This window comes from Shewanella sp. DAU305 (assembly GCF_026802235.1).
Lineage (GTDB): Bacteria > Pseudomonadota > Gammaproteobacteria > Enterobacterales > Shewanellaceae > Shewanella > Shewanella baltica.
The window spans coordinates 1,694,873-1,711,235 of sequence record NZ_CP113808.1; the positions used below are offsets into that span (position 1 = coordinate 1,694,873).

Sequence of the window (16,363 nt, forward strand, 5' to 3'; positions counted from 1 at the left end):
TCACCGGTAGCAAGCATCATGGCGCTGAATAATACCATGATCCTCGTCATTTCTGCCCGTTTTTGCGAGCGAAAAAACGTCTTTTGCTGCGATGAATGGCTTGAGTAATTGAGCCATAAAAAAGACCAATCCTGAGATTGGCCTTTGAGATAAGTCAGCAGCATTAAGCCGCTGAGATTGCGCTGCTGGTTTACTGTGTCTGCTTATCCGCAGTGATTTCTGTTTGCTGAGTGATAACTGGCGCTTCGGCCATGGCCTCTCGTAGGGTCGAGTAAAACTTCAACACGCCCTCAATCGGCTGGATCTTGGCTCTTGCTAGCGTTCGAATGGGCTGGAACTGTAGATCGGCAATAATCAGCTTAGTTTTATTCGCTTTGCATTTTTCAATCAGTTTTGTTAGCGCGGCTAAGCCACCCGCATCCAGAATCGAGACCCCATCGAGATACAGCACTATCACTTGTTTATCTTCGGTGAGACTGGCGATTTCGGAGAAAATCCGGTCGGCAGCGGCGAAGAAGAGTGGCCCGTTAATTTTGAGAACGGCCCAATCGGCGGGTAACTCTTGATCGACATAACGCTTGTTGGTGCTGATATCGTAAAGCCTTGTCATCTCGGCAATTTCCTTCATAAACAGCAAGGCAGCGAGAATGATCCCCACACTGATGGCAATGACCATGTCGAAAATAACCGTTAATGAAAAACAGCTAACAAAGACCATGATATCGCTGGTGGGCGCGGTTTTAACTAAATGCAGCGCTTTGTGGGCCTCACTCATGTTCCAAGCTACGACGAGTAGCAGGGCAGCCATGGCCGACATCGGCAAGTAGGCGAGCACGCCCGCTAAGGCGACTAAACCAAACAATACCACTATGGCGTGGATCATGGCCGCAATTGGACTCTGTGCGCCCGCTTTGACGTTCGCCGCGCTACGGGCGATTGCCGCTGTCGCCGGAATCCCGCCAAAAAACGGTGTGATGATATTACCTATGCCTTGGCCCAGTAACTCACTGTTGGCACTGTGGCGTTTACCTGTCATGCCATCGAGCACCACAGCACATAGTAGCGATTCAATCGCCCCTAACATGGCAATGGCAAAGGCGGCAGGTAACAAAGCTTGAAAGGTCGCGAGATTAAATTGAAAAGCTTGGCCATTGGCGCCAGCTTGCAGCCAAGGCCACTCGAAACTCGGCAATACTGCAGGGATCCCCATGCCTGTGGTGCCATCACTCAGTTGATAGTGAAAACGGGTTCCTATGGTTTCTATATCAGCGCCCATGGCATTGAGCACCAAGGCGAGGATAGTGCCGAGTATAATTGCCGGAAGGTGCGCTGGCACAGGTGTTTTGAGTTTAGGCCAAAGCAGCATAGTCGCTAGGGTGGCGCTTGCAACCAATAAGCTAGGTAAATGGATTGAAGGTAGCGCTTGGGCTAATGCCATTAGCTTGGCCAGATATTGCTCCGGCATATGGGCAATTTCGAGCCCGAAAAAGTCCTTTAACTGCAAGGTGGCAATCACTACGCCAATCCCTGCGGTAAAACCTAAGGTGACGGATTCGGGAATATACAGAATCAACCGACCTAGGCGCAGCGTCGCCATACCGACGAGTATCATTCCCGACATCACAGTCGCGATTAATAATCCTGCTAAACCAAACTGTTGGGCTATGGGGTAGAGCAATACCACAAATGCCGCTGTCGGGCCGGACACGCTGTAACGTGAGCCGCCAGACATGGCGATAATAAAGCCACCGACTATGGCGGTATACAAGCCGTATTGAGGCGCAACGCCACTGGCAATGGCTAATGCCATCGCTAATGGAATCGCAATAATACCTACAGTGAGACCAGCAAGAAGATCTTGCCCAAAACGTCTAAACGAATACTTATCCTTCACGCAAGCTTCTGTGAGTGCGTGGGCGATCCTTAGGGAAAATAAATGAGCTGAGTGTGACACAAGAGGGTCCCATAGCGAGGCTAGCAACAAGCTTCTATTTTAGTGGCCAGATTGAATGTGCAGTGTGATCTTGCCAGCAAAAGCGATTGAAAATACTTTGTTTTGTATAAATAGTGTGCTTGGAGGCGGTTTGATTCTCATTTAAGTATGTTTTGCAAAATATCGAGATGTTTTAACCCTTTTGCTAATGCGGGCCGTTTACAGCTTTAGGTCAACATCAAAGGCATTCAACATGAAAACAAAATATTCCCCAAAAACCGTTTCAGTTTCCGATCCAACTCTCTACCTGCAACGGGGAAACGGTATCCCATCGGCGACCAATATGGCTGCTCTATTACTGGTCGCAGTGAGTTTAACGGCCTGTGGCGGTAAAGGCGCCGAGGTTGAACATCGACAAGCGGAGCAACGTCATCAAGAAGCGTCGCAGCGCCAAGCAGAAATGCGTGATGCCGCTAAGGTTGAGATGGCGAGAGTGGCGGCGCCGATGCAAATGTCTAGCAATGGGGCAGTGATGGGAATGAGCATAGCGCCAATGCCGCGTGACTATGCCGCGATTCCGTTAGCGCAAAATAAATTCGAGCAGCAAGTGCAAAATGGCATCATGGTGGCAGGGGAGATCCCGGTATCGACGTTTTCAATCGATGTCGATACTGGCAGTTATGCCACTTTAAGGCGGATGCTGAGGGAAGGGCGCTTACCCGAGAAAGGCACTGTCAGAGTTGAGGAAATGCTCAATTATTTTGCCTACGATTATCCCTTACCCGCTAAAAACGCGGCGCCGTTTAGCGTGACGACAGAGCTTGCTCCCTCACCCTATAACGATGACATGATGCTGCTGCGGATTGGCCTTAAAGGTTATGACTTACCTAAATCTCAGTTAGGCGCCAGCAGCTTAGTCTTTTTACTCGACGTGTCAGGCTCTATGGCGTCAGTGGATAAATTGCCTTTACTGCAAACGGCGTTAAAGCTGCTAACAGCGCAGTTAAGCGCGCAGGATAGAGTCTCTATTGTGGTTTATGCTGGGGCCGCTGGTGTGGTGCTCGATGGCGCGTCGGGGAACGACACTCAAACCTTGACCTATGCGTTAGAACAATTAAGTGCCGGTGGTTCAACCAATGGTGGGCAAGGGATCACGCAAGCCTATCAATTGGCTAAAAAGCATTTTATCCCCAATGGCATAAATCGAGTTATCCTCGCGACCGATGGTGATTTCAATGTTGGCGTGACAGATTTTGATGATTTGATTGCCTTGATTGAAAAGGAAAAAGATCATGGTATTGGCCTAACGACCTTAGGGTTTGGCTTGGGCAATTATAACGATCAACTGATGGAGCAATTGGCGGATAAGGGCAATGGTAACTATGCCTATATCGATACCCTGAATGAAGCTCGAAAAGTGCTGGTGGACGAGTTAAGTTCAAGCTTGTTCACTATTGCTAAAGACGTCAAAGTGCAAGTGGAGTTTAATCCGGCCTTAGTGTCTGAGTATCGTCTAATCGGTTATGAGAATCGTGCTTTAGCACGGGAGGATTTCAACAACGATAAGGTTGATGCGGGCGAAATTGGCGCGGGTCATACAGTGACTGCCTTATATGAATTAAGATATGTTGAAGCAGGGCAGATGGCGAATGATAAACTCAGATATGGCGTTGATGCTCAAACGGGGCAAGAAAAATACAGCCGTGAAGAAATCGCTTTCCTTAAACTGAGATACAAGTTGCCAGAACAAACACAGAGTCAGTTACTGAGTTATCCCATCAGGTTAGACCAAAATGTTAAGCTGTTAGAACAAGCGAGTGATGATTTTAGATTTGCAGCAGCGGTTGCAGGATTAGGGCAATTACTGAATGGCAGCCATTATCTACATCAATTTGATTATACTAAGTTAAGCTTACTCGCACGTTCAGCATTAGGGGATGATCCCTTTGGTTATCGACATGAATTTGTGCAATTAATGGAAACCGCCGCGGCCATAGAGCAATCTAATCATGTGCCGATTAAGAAGGTATTCGATGGTACGGATAAACCTTTTCCTCCCCAAGATAAGCTTCATGGCGAGCCTGTGAGAGACAAGAGCAATCCGCGCAATGAGAGATTACAATAGTAAAAGTAAATTCGTGGGGCTAACCCCAATGATGAGGAATTTCCCGTGGCATTAGCAATAGCGCAATTATCAAACCATGAGCACTCAGATGAGCAATTGATGTTGTGCTATGCCAAGGGCGATTCAAAAGCATTTGAGCAGTTATACCTGAAGCACAAAGGCGCGCTCTATCGCTACTTTGTGCGCCAGTTAGGTGATAAGCAGTTAGCTGAGGATTTATATCAAGAAACATGGGGACGGGTGATCCGCGCAGCGGCTAACTACGAGGCCAGTGCTAAGTTTACTACTTGGCTATATCGTATCGCCCATAACTTATTGATTGATCATGTGCGAGCGGTTAAGCCCGTCGATTTAGTCGCCACTGATGAGGACGAAACTGGGCTCGATACTTTTGTGGCGGGTGAGCAAGATAAGCCCGACGTGCAGTGGCAAGAAGCGCAAAAGAGTTTATTGCTAAAGACCTGTATCGCACTGTTACCCCAAGTCCAGAAAGAGGCATTTATCCTGAACATTGAAATGGGTTTTACGGCTGCCATTATTAGCGACATTGCGGGCGTGACTTTAGAAGCGACTAAGAGCCGTATTCGCTACGCTTACCAAAGTCTAAAGGATTGCGTTAGCGCGAAATGGCAGGAGGCGGGTCATGAGTAATTCATCTTCAAATGCCGATGAGATTGTGCTGCAACAGCAGGTATTAGCTTGGTATCGCCAACAGGCTTTAGAAGTTCCACCGCAGCAACTTGATCAAGATATCTTGCAGCTGGCGCAAACTCACTTAGCTGAAATGCATCAAAGTAAAATAACTGCTGTTGAGTCTCCAACTTCCGTCTGGCGACGTCACCCTTGGGCGTTATCGAGCGCGGCATCTTTGGTGCTTGTTGTGGGTTTACTTGTACTGAATCGGCCGCAAATCGAAGATGTTATGACTCCAAGTCCAATGGTAATGAGTGCTCCGGCGCCACAAGCCATGACGAGAATAGCAGATACGCAAGCGCTGCAATCCTCAAATATGCATGCAGAAGCTGTGGCTAAGCATGAAATACAAACTCAAATGCAGCAAGCGAAGGCCGCAGCGGGTGCGCTTGAGCGACAACATGATGCAAGCAGCCCAGACATCGTTGCAAGGTCGATGAATGCACCCAGCGCGTCTGAGTCTTCAGACATAGATAAAGTGCCACTCGCAGAGTCTTTACATCAGTTACATGCCTTTATCGAAGCGAAGGAGACTGAGCAAGCATTGGTGCTTGAGCAACAACTGCTTAAGGATTATCCACAACTCGCCGTTGAGGCTGCAGATAAAGCGCTGCTAAGCGAACAACAGCTGGAATTTAAAAAGTTACAACAGCAGCTACATCAGCTTGCTAAATAAGTGTGTTGTTGTGGTTTTAGTAATAAAAGCGTGATGATCAATCATAACGTGGTGAGAAAAACCGCTAAATGCCCCTGAGATTTGGATAGACGTGTTAGTGTTTGTGGTCTGTTTACTGTTTGGTATGTGATTTACTTGATCAACGTCATAAAGTGAACAGGATTTAGCCTGCTATATTGGTGTTAGTCTACGACTTGACTAGTATCAATAGTCAGATCCATATCCAGGAGGCATTATGCTTAAAAGACTCATGCATGATCATAAACATATAGCTGTATTGCTAAATGTTTTAAAAAACAAGCAGATGAAACTGTCAGAAGGTGAGTCAATCAACTTCATCGTGGTGCGTGATATCGTTGAATATATGCAAGGATATGCTGAGCGTTGCCATCATCCGGTTGAAGACATTATTTATGCCTACTATCTTGCGCATAAAGCTAATGACAGTATCGATAAGTTGAGTGCCGAACACGAGTTAGTGATCCAAGCCTCGGCGGCTTTGATGACGACGTTGAATCTGATCCTCAGTGATATTGTGGTTGCCCGTGAGAAACTGATTGTTGATTTTGCAGATTATGTCGCATTACAAGAGCGGCATATGCAAATGGAGGAGCGGGAAATATTTCCTCTGTTAGCTAAAACCTTAACTGAACAAGATTGGCAGCTGATTGAGTCTGAGTGCCAGAAATCCTTGATTGATGATCCTTTATTCTTAGATCGCGAGCAGAAAGAATTTGAGGATTTGCGGGCTTATCTAACAATGGCTGACTAGCATTGATTCACTCATTGGGCTCACTTTGCGGGCTTGAGCTGAGGATTCAATACTACAGAGTGACGTGTTTTTGCGCTAGCTGTTGTTGCTCGCGAGTCACTCACGATTTGTTAGAGCTTAGCTGATGAGAGCGGAGGTTAGCATTAGTCATATCGCGCAAGTCATTTAGCGATAGCCATATTGTCGTAATGGGGAGTTTAGGGGTCTCGCACTCGAAGCCGTAATCAACGAGTTTCTCATTTAACACGCTTAATATCATTCCCTCTTATTTCCCGCCACATTCAATATCACAAATAAAAAAAGCGCCTAAGGCGCTTTTCTTGTTCATGTTTAAGATGATGGTTTAGATCATCTCAACATGTGATTACAACTGGATGGCATCAATGTCGTAGTTAAAGTTATTATCGATTTCTTGGAGTTCTTTGAGCAAACGATGCTTATCTTTCAACGCTTCGATCTCACGCCATTTACGCTTTTTATTGGAGCCTCGCGAACGATCGGGTCTTTCAACGACTTCATCTAGCGCACAACCATAATCTAAACGATCCATGGCAACCTCCTGTTGTTGTATGTTTTGTCAGCGATTAAATAACATATTTTTAAAACAGGGTGCAAGAATTATGTTTCAATTGTGTTAAGTTGAAATGAACTTTGAGTGATATGTCGTTGATCTTAAGTGTGGATTTAGAGCGGGGAATAGTCGAAAAGTTTAATAAAAATAAAAGGATAAAATTAAAAAGCCAGCAATTGCTGGCTTTTTGTTCGATTAGATTTTGCCTTGTCGATAAAGGTTAATCAATGCGTTACTTGAGGCATCTAAGGCATCACAATCCTGGCTTGCACCTATGCGTGTTAACACATCGTTACCCAGATCCTTACCGAGTTCTACACCCCATTGATCGAAGGAGTTGATGTCCCAAATTGCACCTTGAACAAAGGTTCTGTGTTCATACAGTGCAATCAAAGCACCTAAGGTACTCGGCGTGAGCTTATCCATGAGTAAGGTGTTGCTCGGCTTGTTACCTGGCATCACTTTATGTTTTGCGATCAACTGCTTTTCAGCCGCAGGTAATGCGCTATTAGCGAGTTCGGCTAAGGCTTCATCAAAAGTACGACCTTGCATTAAGGCTTGAGTCTGGCCAAAGCAGTTTGACGCTAATTGGTCGTGGTGCTCACCGATAGGATTATGACTTTGCAGTGGCATAATAAAATCGGCAGGGATCAGTGCAGTACCTTGATGCAACAGCTGGTGGTAGGCATGTTGGCCATTAGTACCTTCGCCACCCCAAATCACCGGACCTGTACTGTAGTCAACATCCGTCCCGTTTAAGGTGACAGACTTACCGTTACTTTCCATGTCGAGCTGCTGGAAGTAAGCAGGTAGACCACGCAGATAATGATCGTATGTCAGTACAACATGGGACTGAGCATTGAAGAAGTTACCGTACCATAGGGATAATAAGCCCATGATCACTGGCATATTTTCTGTCAGTGGTGCATTGGCGAAATGCTCATCCATTTGGTGCGCACCTGAGAGTAAGGCTCTGAAGTTATCCATACCAATCAAGAGTGCTATCGGTAAACCAATCGCTGACCAGAGTGAGTAACGACCGCCAACCCAATCCCACATTGGGAAAATGTTGTCTGCATCAATACCAAAATCCGTCGCTTTAGCGACGTTTGACGTCACTGCGACAAAGTGTTTTGCCACATCCAACTGCAAACCGCCTTTTGCTAAGAACCAGTCTCTTGCAGTGAGGGTATTGGTTAAGGTTTCCTGTGTTCCAAAAGATTTGGACGACATGATGAACAAGGTCGTTTCAGGATCCAGTAACTTCAGCTTCTCACTGATTGAAGTACCGTCGACGTTTGCCACAAAGTGACATTTCAACTCTGGGTTCCAATACGGGCGCAGCGCCTGAGAGACAATTTTTGGACCAAGGAAAGAGCCACCGATACCGATACTGACAATATCGGTTATCGCTTTACCTGTGTAACCTTTCCATTGACCCGACGTCACTGAGCTCACAAACCCTTGCATTTTATTCAGAGTTTGTTGAACTTCAGGAACGATGTCTTGACCCTCGGCAATAATCGACTGCTCCGCAGTGCTACGCAGCGCTGTGTGCAGAACGGCGCGCTTCTCGGTGGTGTTAATGATCTCACCAGCAAACATCGCTTTGATTTTTGCTTCAAGTTGACTATTGCTTGCCAACGTAAATAACAGATCAAGCGTTTCCGCCGTTGCTCTGTTTTTAGAGTAATCCAGTAATAAACCACAGGCAGATAGCGACATTTTATTGAAACGTGCCGCGTCAGTGGCAAACAATTCCCGCATATGCGGCACATTTTTACTGTGTGCTGATAAAGCTTGCCATGTTGAGCTTTGGGTCAAGAGTGTCATCTCACTGTCTCCAGAATGCTTAGTTTGCGAGCTTAGCCGTGAGCATCACTTCGAGTTTGCCTTGGTCTATGGCAAAGTTTCGAATACCTTCCGCAAGCTTATCTACTGCCATTGGATCTTGGTTAAAGTCCCAACGGAATTGCGCTTCTGTCAATGGGGCTTCAGCTGCGACAGTGCTGGTTGCTGCAACCAGTTTAGGAGTAATGTCTACTTGCGAATTAGCCAGTTCTTCTAATAGAGAAGGGCCAATCGTGAGACGATCACAACCTGCTAGCTCGATGATTTCACCGATATTACGGAAACTTGCACCCATAACGACAGTATTGAAACCATGCTGTTTGTAATAATTATAGATTTCGGTAACAGAAACGACACCTGGATCATTTACTGCGTCGTAGTCTTTACCCGTATCTTTTTTGTACCAATCAAGAATGCGGCCAACAAAAGGCGAAATCAGATAAGCACCCGCTTCGGCACAAGCACGTGCTTGGGCAAAGCTAAATAGTAGGGTTAAGTTACAGTTGATGCCTTCTTTCTCCAGCTCTTTAGCGGCACAAATGCCTTCCCAAGTTGAAGCGAGTTTGATCAGAATGCGTGATTTATCAACGCCCGCTTCTTTGTAGAGGCGAACTAGCTTATGGGCCTTAGCGATTGATTGTTCTTTATCGAATGATAAACGGGCATCGACTTCAGTAGAGATACGACCAGGAACGAGTTTCAGTATTTCTACACCGATATTAACGGCGAGCTTGTCGCTGGCATCATCAAGTTGCTGCGCGAGATCGTCACTTTGTGATTTTGCCCAGTCGATAGCGTTATCAATGAGGGATTCGTATTCAGGAATTTGAGCCGCTTTCAAGATGAGCGATGGATTGGTTGTCGCATCTTCAGGTTGGTAGCGTTTAATCGCTTCGATGTCGCCTGTGTCAGCGACGATAGTGGTATATAACTTGAGTTGCTCTAATGTATTGGCCATGAAAAACATCCTTCTCAGGTAGCAGTTTTAACTCGGAATTCACTGATGACTATTAGAAGCGATTTTGCCAACTTTTCCAACCTTGAATGTAAAAAAATTACAAAAATGACAATTTTATGTCTATTTAGGTTTGGCTTGAGATACAGGTTCTCATCTTGGCTGCGGTAGAGGGCATCGCTTGTCCTAGTGTATACCTCATAAAAACAAAAAGTCGCTGCAAGCAGCGACTTTTTTACGTCAGTAAGTAATATTACTTAAGAACAGGTTGTTTAGTTGTAGTTGTTACAACGGCTTCGATACGACGGTTAGCAGCGTAAGCTTCTTTTGAATCGCCCGCGACTAGCGGTTGAGTTTCGCCATAACCTTTTGAGGTTACACGGCTTTGGCTGATACCATATTTGTCTACAAGAATCTTAGCAACTGCTGCAGCACGTTTATCAGACAGCACCATGTTGTACTCTGGTTTACCCACATGTGAAGCGTGGCCAGCGATTTCAACTGTGAACTCTGGGTTCTTGTTCAGGTAGTTAGCGAGTCTTTCGATATCTTTGTAGAAAACTGGTTTAACTACAGCTGAATCGTTAGCAAACTGGATTGAACCCACGTCTTCTTTAGTTTTTACGTTTTCGTAAATGGTACAACCAACAGCGTCAACTTTATGGGTTGCTGGTGTGGCTGGACATTGATCTTTGTCGTCATAGACTCCATCGTTGTCTGAGTCAACAGGTGCTGCTGCGATAACCGCTGCTGCAACTGGTGCCGCTACAACTGTGTTACCGAAGCGGTAGCTCAGTTCTAAGCCCCAGTAGTTGCTATCAGCTTCAATAGTATTGAAATCAGTATCATCTAAGTTTTCATAACGACGGTATTTAGCTTGTAACTTCAAATTATCAGTGAAATTATAGCCAACACCAGCACCAATGTACGGAGCAAAATCGTTTGAGCTGTATTTACTCGTTGCGCCACCAAATTTTTGGCTGTTTTCAAGTGAATAGTACATAGCACCCGCTTCAGCTGATAAGCTCCAGCGATTGGCTAGTGGCCAGATACCTACTAAGCCTAGCGTTGAACCTTTAACGCCAGCATCATTACTGGTGGCCCCATTAGTCCAATCTGCATTACCTAAATCACGGAAGCCGATTTCAGCGCCAAAGTAATCATTAAACATATAGCCAGCGAATACATCCCATGCATATGGGTCATCTTGACCATTCTGGGTCGCGATATGTTCATAGTTGTTAACGCCTAAACCAGCGCCAACATACCAAGGAGTCAGTTCTTGAGCCGCTGATACAGTGAAAGGTAATAGCGATGCAAGCAGTACAAATTTTAATTTATGATTCATCATGTTCTCCAATTCCATTATTTATGATTCTCCACCAATATGTTCTGCGCTTATGTGTGCAAAACATTGCTAGCACTTAATGTGGGGATCCTTTGGTATTGTAGCCAGCGATTAATTATCACTTGGTTTGTTAAATTTTACCAGTGTTAAGAATTTCCTTTTTAGGGTCTCGCGTTCTGTAAGTGGGTTTCTCATTCAAAAAAAGGCACTCCGAGGAGTGCCTTTAAAATGAACTGCTATGTTAATTTTTTGTGACTTTTAACGTGTCCATATCCAATTTTCAATTTCTATTGGGTCGACACCATTCGCTTTAATGTAGTTGCGGTGGTCAACTAGTCTTTGCAGCATGTCAGTGGTTATAGAAACGTGCATAGTTTCATCAATAACGCCCTGTTGGAACAGTTTGTAAGCCATATCAATCACTAGGTGATAACGTGATGTGCCGTTACGAACGCCCATATCGAATGGAGTGGTTGTTGAACCTTCTTCTTCATAGCCTTTAATTCTGAAGCGACGGCTGCCTTTGTAATCAAATATTAACTTTTTAATCGTATTTGGGTAACCATGGTAGTTGAATACCACGCCTTTATCTTGGGTAAATATTTCGTCCATTAACCAAGGTTTTTCTTTAAATTTGCGGCTTCCTAAGCCATCACTGCTTAATTCGGTGACGCTAACGAAGCGAATTTTGACTCTTGGAAGGAGTTCTCTGATCAATACTAATGAAGCCATACACTCTTGAGTGACGTAATCACCACAACCTGCCAGCACAATATCTGGATTCTCATCAGAGGCGAAATCCCACACCATCACGCCATCTTTTGCTTGTTTACGCGCTTCTTCCAAGCTCAGCCATTGTGGTAACTCTTTCTTACCTGCAACAAGAATATTGAGTTTGTCGCGGTCAGCGTAAGCTCGTTCGGTATAAACCAAGGTGCTGTTAGCATCTGCTGGTAAATAAGCAGAGATAATTTTTGGATGCTTCTCTAGCATAGCCCCAAGGAAAGACGGGTTTTGATGCGAGTAGCCATTATGGTCTTGGCGTTCAAGCAGCGAAGATAATACGACGTTACATGAAGGCAGTGGCTTACGGAAATGCACGCCTTGGCTTGCATAGACGTATTTACAGTATTGGTCGGCCATCGATGAGATCACTTGTGAGAATGATTCATACGTAGGGAACATGCCGTGGCGGCCTGTTACTGTGTAGCCGTGCAACATACCAAAGAGCAAGTTTTCAGAAAGGAGCTCAATCACTCGTCCTTCGCGGGACATGTCTTCATCCCAGCTCTCAATTGGCCATTGCCATGCACGATCGGTTTCTTCAAATACGGCTTGTAGTTGATTTGAATAGGTTTCGTCAGGGCTAAAAATACGTAGATTGCGTTGATCGCGGTTTAGCTTGAATGCATCACGCATCCATTCACCCATTTTCAACATTGAATAACCACGGTGACCACGTGGTACTTCTGGGCCGTAGCTGAGTTTTTCGAGATCAGGGTTCGTTAACGCTCTAACCACTTCACCACCATAGGTGAGATGTTGACGACCACAGGCAAGTTGCTTAGGTGGAATTAATGAGCAAATGTCGGCATCAAAAATCAGCTCGCCTTTATCATTCATTTGGTAAAGTTCTTGGAAGTGGTAACTGGCAAGCCAATTGTCAAGTGCATCCAGATGACCTTTATCTGTGGCACATTTATTGACGATCACTTGGTGTGATTCGCAGTTACCTTCTAATTTCTTACCTTTATACTCACTGACACCCGTCCAACCTTTGGCGGTGCGCATTAAAATCACTGGCCATTTAGGCTTAACCACATCTTCGCCGCTACGGGCACGACGTTGGATATCATTGATCATGGCATAAGCGGTATCCATGGCATTCGTCATTTGCACATAGATATCTTCTTCTAATTCGTTATCAACGATAATAGGGAAGTAGCCAAGACCACGGAATTCAAGATCCAGTTCTTCATGGCTCATGCGTCCCATGCGGGTAGGGCCTGAAATTTTATAGCCATTGATATGCACAATCGGTAATACTGCACCACTTGTCGCAGGAGAGACTAGACGGTTTGCGTACCAAGATGCTGCTAATGGTCCGGTTTCTGCTTCACCGTCACCAATTAAGACTGTGGCGATCAGATCTGGATTATCGAGTACTGCGCCCCAGCCTACAGAAAGTGAGTATCCTAGTTCGCCACCTTCAAGAATTTGTCCTGGAGCTTCAGGGTTTGCATGTGAAGGATAGCCATAAGCGGCGGAAAACTTCTTACAAATATCTTCAATACCGGTTTCATTGTAGGGGATCGTTTCTGGATAGAAATGGCTTAATGAACCTTCCATGAATAAGTTAGCTTGTACTGCTGGGAAACCATGGCCTGGACCAACTAAATAGATGAACGAGCGATTATGTTTCACTATCAATCGGTTAATGTTGGCATAAACAAAGTTAATGCCGGGGCAGGTACCCCAGTGGCCAAGTAAACGTGGTTTGATATCAGTATGGGCAAGTGGACGTTTATGTAAGACGTTTTGTTTGAGATAAATCTGCGAGGTCGCAAGAAAGTTAGTCGCTCTGACATATTTTTTCAGAGCATTGATTTCATGTATTTGTGTCATATAAAGCCTCACTAAAACAAACAAGAGATGATTGAAGTTTCTATGTGGATACTATATTTGTAGTTTTATTACAAAAATGTGCCCTACATCCAAATTTTAAAAGTTGTTTTTACTGTTAAAAATAATGGGGCAACTTCGCGGTTTTGTTAATGTAGCTTTAACAGTGGCTTAGCTTATGTTGTGAGGCGTGATGTTGATGGCGTTTAACTGTGCAAACGCGAGCTTGATCACATGAGCAATTTCGAATACTGTGCTATTTTGCTGCGTTGAATTCGGTAGCCGTGATGTTGTAAATTCACGGAAGGATAATTTGAAAAAATAAATCTACCGAAATTCTTACCTTTAACTTGGAAGGATTCATTCACCACAGATGTTGTACCTCTAATTGCCATTCAATGAGAGGAGCATTTGCTACGGGAAGAAGTAAAATAATATGTTAGAAACCATAGTTAATTTTTTGAATGCGCTACTTTGGGGTAAGTTGTTAGTATATGGACTGGTAGGAGCTGGTCTTTATTTCACCATAAGACTTGCCTTTATCCAGTTAACCTACTTTAAACATTCCATCAAAGTCATGACCATGAGTCGCCAAGGTTGCGATAGCGGTCTTTCATCATTTCAAGTCTTTTGTACCAGTATGGCGGCCCGTGTCGGTGCCGGTAATATGGCCGGTGTTGCAGTCGCTATTGGTGCTGCAGGTCCTGGTGCGGTATTTTGGATGTGGCTTATCGCTATCTTAGGTATGGCTACCGCTATGGTTGAATCAACCTTAGCGCAGGTTTACAAAGTGCGAGATCATAACGGTCAGTTCCGCGGCGGTCCTTCCTATTATATGGAAAAAGGCTTAGGTCAGCGCTGGATGGGCATTTTGTTTGCCGTCTTTCTGATCATTGCCTTTGGTCTGGTATTCAACGCGGTACAAGCGAATACCATTACCGGAGCGATGGAGCGAGTATTTGGGTTTAATCCTACTTATGTCGGGATTGGACTGGTGATTGCCAGTGGATTTGTGATTGTCGGTGGCCTGCGTAAAGTCGCACGAGTCTCTGAATTTATCGTCCCTATCATGGCATTAGCCTATATTCTCGTTGCCTTCATTATCGTTATTTTCAACCTAGATCAACTGCCTGCAATTATTAGCTTAATTGTGAAGAGTGCTTTTGGTTGGCAAGAGGCGGCTGCTGGCGGCGTGGCTTATACCGTCGCGCAGGCTATGCAAGCGGGTATTGCACGCGGACTCTTCTCAAATGAAGCGGGTATGGGCAGTGCGGCGAATGTCGCGGCTAGTGCATCGCCTAATCCGAACCATCCGGCATCCCAAGGTTTTGTACAGATGATGGGGGTATTTGCGGATACTATCGTTATCTGTACTGCAACGGCTGCAATTATCCTGCTATCAGGGGATGTGGGTTCGAGTGACGATGGTATTCGTTTAACCATCAATGCCATGTCATCCCATGTTGGAGACTGGGGTGGTGCGTTTATTGCAGTGGCGATTTTCTTATTCTGCTTTACATCCATCATAGCCAATTACTCTTACGCTGAAACAAACGTGATGTTTTTAATGGGTAACAGTACTAAATTACTGCCTTTGTTCCGTTTGTGTGTATTGGGCATGGTAATGTTTGGTGCCGTGGCGAAGATAAGTCTAGTGTGGAACTTAGCCGACGTTTCTATGGGATTGATGGCGACAGTGAACATTATTGCGCTCTTACTGTTGTCAGGTTTGGCCATTCGCGTCATCAATGATTATCGCGAGCAGGTTAAAGCGGGTAAGACACCAGAGTTTGACCGCAGTAAGTTTCCTGAATTAATGGATCAACTTGATGATGACATTTGGCAAGATGCCAGTCTCAAGCCCGTTAAAAAGCCTTAGTTAACCCAAATTATCGACGACAAGTATTACTGATTGTCGTAATCGAAAAGACCACGCCGTTAAAGCGTGGTTTTTTTATGTTCGTTCAGTATCATAGACATGTCTTTTTGTTTCTGTTGGGAGTTTTTGATGTTGATATTGGTTTCGCCGGCGAAGACCTTAGATTTTGAACAGCCGCCACTGACTCAGGTGTATTCACAGCCTGATTTCTTAACTCATAGTCAGGAGTTGATCCAAGTTTGTCGGCAATTAACTCCTTCAGATATCGCGACTTTGATGAAGGTGAGCGATAAAATTGCGGGTTTAAATGCGGCGCGTTTCGGAGAGTGGCAGCCAGACTTTAGTTTAGATAATGCTAAACAGGCCATTTTTGCCTTTAGAGGAGATGTGTATACCGGTTTTGATGCTGATAGCTTATCTGAGGATGAAATCGCCCAGACTCAGTCGCAGATGCGTATTCTATCGGGTCTTTATGGTTTGCTAAGGCCGCTGGATTTAATCATGCCTTACCGTTTAGAAATGGGAACGGCGCTTTCGAATCCCAAAGGTAAAAATCTATATGAATTTTGGGGTGATACCTTAACGCAAGCGGTAAATGAAGCGCTTGCAGAAAGTGGTAGCGATATTATTGTCAATCTTGCTTCTAATGAGTATTTCAAAGCGATAAAGCCTAAAAAATTGCAAGGGCAATTAATTTCACCCGTATTTAAAGATTGTAAAAATGGTCAATATAAAGTGATCAGTTTTTTTGCTAAGCGTGCTAGGGGCATGATGGCGAGATATATCATCACCAATAAAGTGAATACGTTAGCTGAGTTAAAAGCATTTAATCTCGCGGGTTATTACTATAGTGAAGAGCAAAGTTCACCGACAAATCCAACATTTTTACGTGCAGAGCAATAGCGAAATATCGATAAGATGTTAATTGATAGAGAACA

At 44.8% G+C, this 16,363-nt stretch carries 12 protein-coding genes; 6 read left to right on the forward strand and 6 right to left on the reverse strand.

What is annotated here, in order from left to right:
- Positions 1-190: 190 nt before the first annotated feature.
- Positions 191-1,954 carry a C4-dicarboxylic acid transporter DauA gene (gene dauA / locus OX890_RS07350; protein ID WP_126491350.1) on the reverse strand — a complete coding sequence of 588 codons (1,764 nt, stop codon included), beginning with the start codon at positions 1,952-1,954 and terminating at the stop codon, positions 191-193.
- Between the two features lie 232 nt (positions 1,955-2,186).
- On the opposite strand from dauA, the gene OX890_RS07355 reads away from it, so the two are divergent.
- The 4 genes from OX890_RS07355 to OX890_RS07370 all read left to right on the forward strand — a co-directional run bounded on the left by OX890_RS07355 (position 2,187) and on the right by OX890_RS07370 (position 6,199).
- Positions 2,187-4,058, forward strand: coding sequence for a vWA domain-containing protein (locus OX890_RS07355; protein WP_268650354.1), 1,872 nt, complete (start codon positions 2,187-2,189; stop codon positions 4,056-4,058).
- 45 nt (positions 4,059-4,103) lie between these two features.
- Positions 4,104-4,709: a sigma-70 family RNA polymerase sigma factor gene (locus OX890_RS07360; protein ID WP_268650355.1), complete on the forward strand. Its 606-nt coding sequence runs from the start codon at positions 4,104-4,106 to the stop codon at positions 4,707-4,709.
- Complete coding sequence (locus tag OX890_RS07365) at positions 4,702-5,427, forward strand: hypothetical protein (protein WP_268650356.1); 726 nt, start codon at positions 4,702-4,704, stop codon at positions 5,425-5,427. Before OX890_RS07360 ends, OX890_RS07365 begins: the two co-directional genes overlap by 8 nt.
- A gap of 235 nt (positions 5,428-5,662) precedes the next feature.
- Positions 5,663-6,199 (forward strand): hemerythrin domain-containing protein, encoded by a 537-nt coding sequence (locus tag OX890_RS07370; RefSeq protein ID WP_012088517.1) that lies wholly within the window; start codon positions 5,663-5,665, stop codon positions 6,197-6,199.
- 364 nt (positions 6,200-6,563) lie between these two features.
- Here the strand turns inward: OX890_RS07370 and OX890_RS07375 are convergent, their stop codons facing one another.
- The 5 genes from OX890_RS07375 to OX890_RS07395 all read right to left on the reverse strand — a co-directional run bounded on the left by OX890_RS07375 (position 6,564) and on the right by OX890_RS07395 (position 13,549).
- Positions 6,564-6,749 (reverse strand): DUF3545 family protein, encoded by a 186-nt coding sequence (locus OX890_RS07375; RefSeq protein ID WP_006080618.1) that lies wholly within the window; start codon positions 6,747-6,749, stop codon positions 6,564-6,566.
- Between the two features lie 216 nt (positions 6,750-6,965).
- The gene (gene pgi, locus OX890_RS07380) at positions 6,966-8,603 is read right to left on the reverse strand and encodes a glucose-6-phosphate isomerase (RefSeq protein ID WP_126491353.1); all 1,638 of its coding nucleotides are present in this window, start codon (positions 8,601-8,603) and stop codon (positions 6,966-6,968) included.
- A gap of 19 nt (positions 8,604-8,622) precedes the next feature.
- Complete coding sequence (tal, locus tag OX890_RS07385) at positions 8,623-9,579, reverse strand: transaldolase (protein WP_012088519.1); 957 nt, start codon at positions 9,577-9,579, stop codon at positions 8,623-8,625.
- 250 nt (positions 9,580-9,829) lie between these two features.
- Positions 9,830-10,942, reverse strand: coding sequence for an OmpA family protein (locus tag OX890_RS07390; protein ID WP_172599559.1), 1,113 nt, complete (start codon positions 10,940-10,942; stop codon positions 9,830-9,832).
- 240 nt (positions 10,943-11,182) lie between these two features.
- Positions 11,183-13,549, reverse strand: a complete 2,367-nt coding sequence (locus OX890_RS07395) for a phosphoketolase family protein (RefSeq protein ID WP_006084971.1) — start codon at positions 13,547-13,549, stop codon at positions 11,183-11,185.
- A 433-nt stretch (positions 13,550-13,982) separates the two neighbouring features.
- Between OX890_RS07395 and OX890_RS07400 the strand changes: the two genes are divergently transcribed.
- Both OX890_RS07400 and yaaA read left to right on the forward strand, forming a co-directional pair.
- The gene (locus OX890_RS07400) at positions 13,983-15,425 is read left to right on the forward strand and encodes an alanine/glycine:cation symporter family protein (protein ID WP_107402424.1); all 1,443 of its coding nucleotides are present in this window, start codon (positions 13,983-13,985) and stop codon (positions 15,423-15,425) included.
- 129 nt (positions 15,426-15,554) lie between these two features.
- On the forward strand, positions 15,555-16,328 hold the full coding sequence (yaaA, locus tag OX890_RS07405) for a peroxide stress protein YaaA (RefSeq protein WP_126491355.1): 774 nt from the start codon (positions 15,555-15,557) through the stop codon (positions 16,326-16,328).
- Positions 16,329-16,363 lie beyond the last annotated feature (35 nt).

Coding starts and splice junctions, on each gene's coding strand:
- OX890_RS07375 (WP_006080618.1), bottom strand. CDS start 6,749: ATGGATCGTTTAGATTATGGTTGTGCGCTAGATGAAGTCGTTGAAAGA.
- OX890_RS07390 (WP_172599559.1), bottom strand. CDS start 10,942: ATGGAATTGGAGAACATGATGAATCATAAATTAAAATTTGTACTGCTT.
- OX890_RS07400 (WP_107402424.1), top strand. CDS start 13,983: ATGTTAGAAACCATAGTTAATTTTTTGAATGCGCTACTTTGGGGTAAG.
- OX890_RS07365 (WP_268650356.1), top strand. CDS start 4,702: ATGAGTAATTCATCTTCAAATGCCGATGAGATTGTGCTGCAACAGCAG.
- yaaA (WP_126491355.1), top strand. CDS start 15,555: ATGTTGATATTGGTTTCGCCGGCGAAGACCTTAGATTTTGAACAGCCG.
- tal (WP_012088519.1), bottom strand. CDS start 9,579: ATGGCCAATACATTAGAGCAACTCAAGTTATATACCACTATCGTCGCT.
- OX890_RS07355 (WP_268650354.1), top strand. CDS start 2,187: ATGAAAACAAAATATTCCCCAAAAACCGTTTCAGTTTCCGATCCAACT.
- OX890_RS07395 (WP_006084971.1), bottom strand. CDS start 13,549: ATGACACAAATACATGAAATCAATGCTCTGAAAAAATATGTCAGAGCG.
- OX890_RS07370 (WP_012088517.1), top strand. CDS start 5,663: ATGCTTAAAAGACTCATGCATGATCATAAACATATAGCTGTATTGCTA.
- pgi (WP_126491353.1), bottom strand. CDS start 8,603: ATGACACTCTTGACCCAAAGCTCAACATGGCAAGCTTTATCAGCACAC.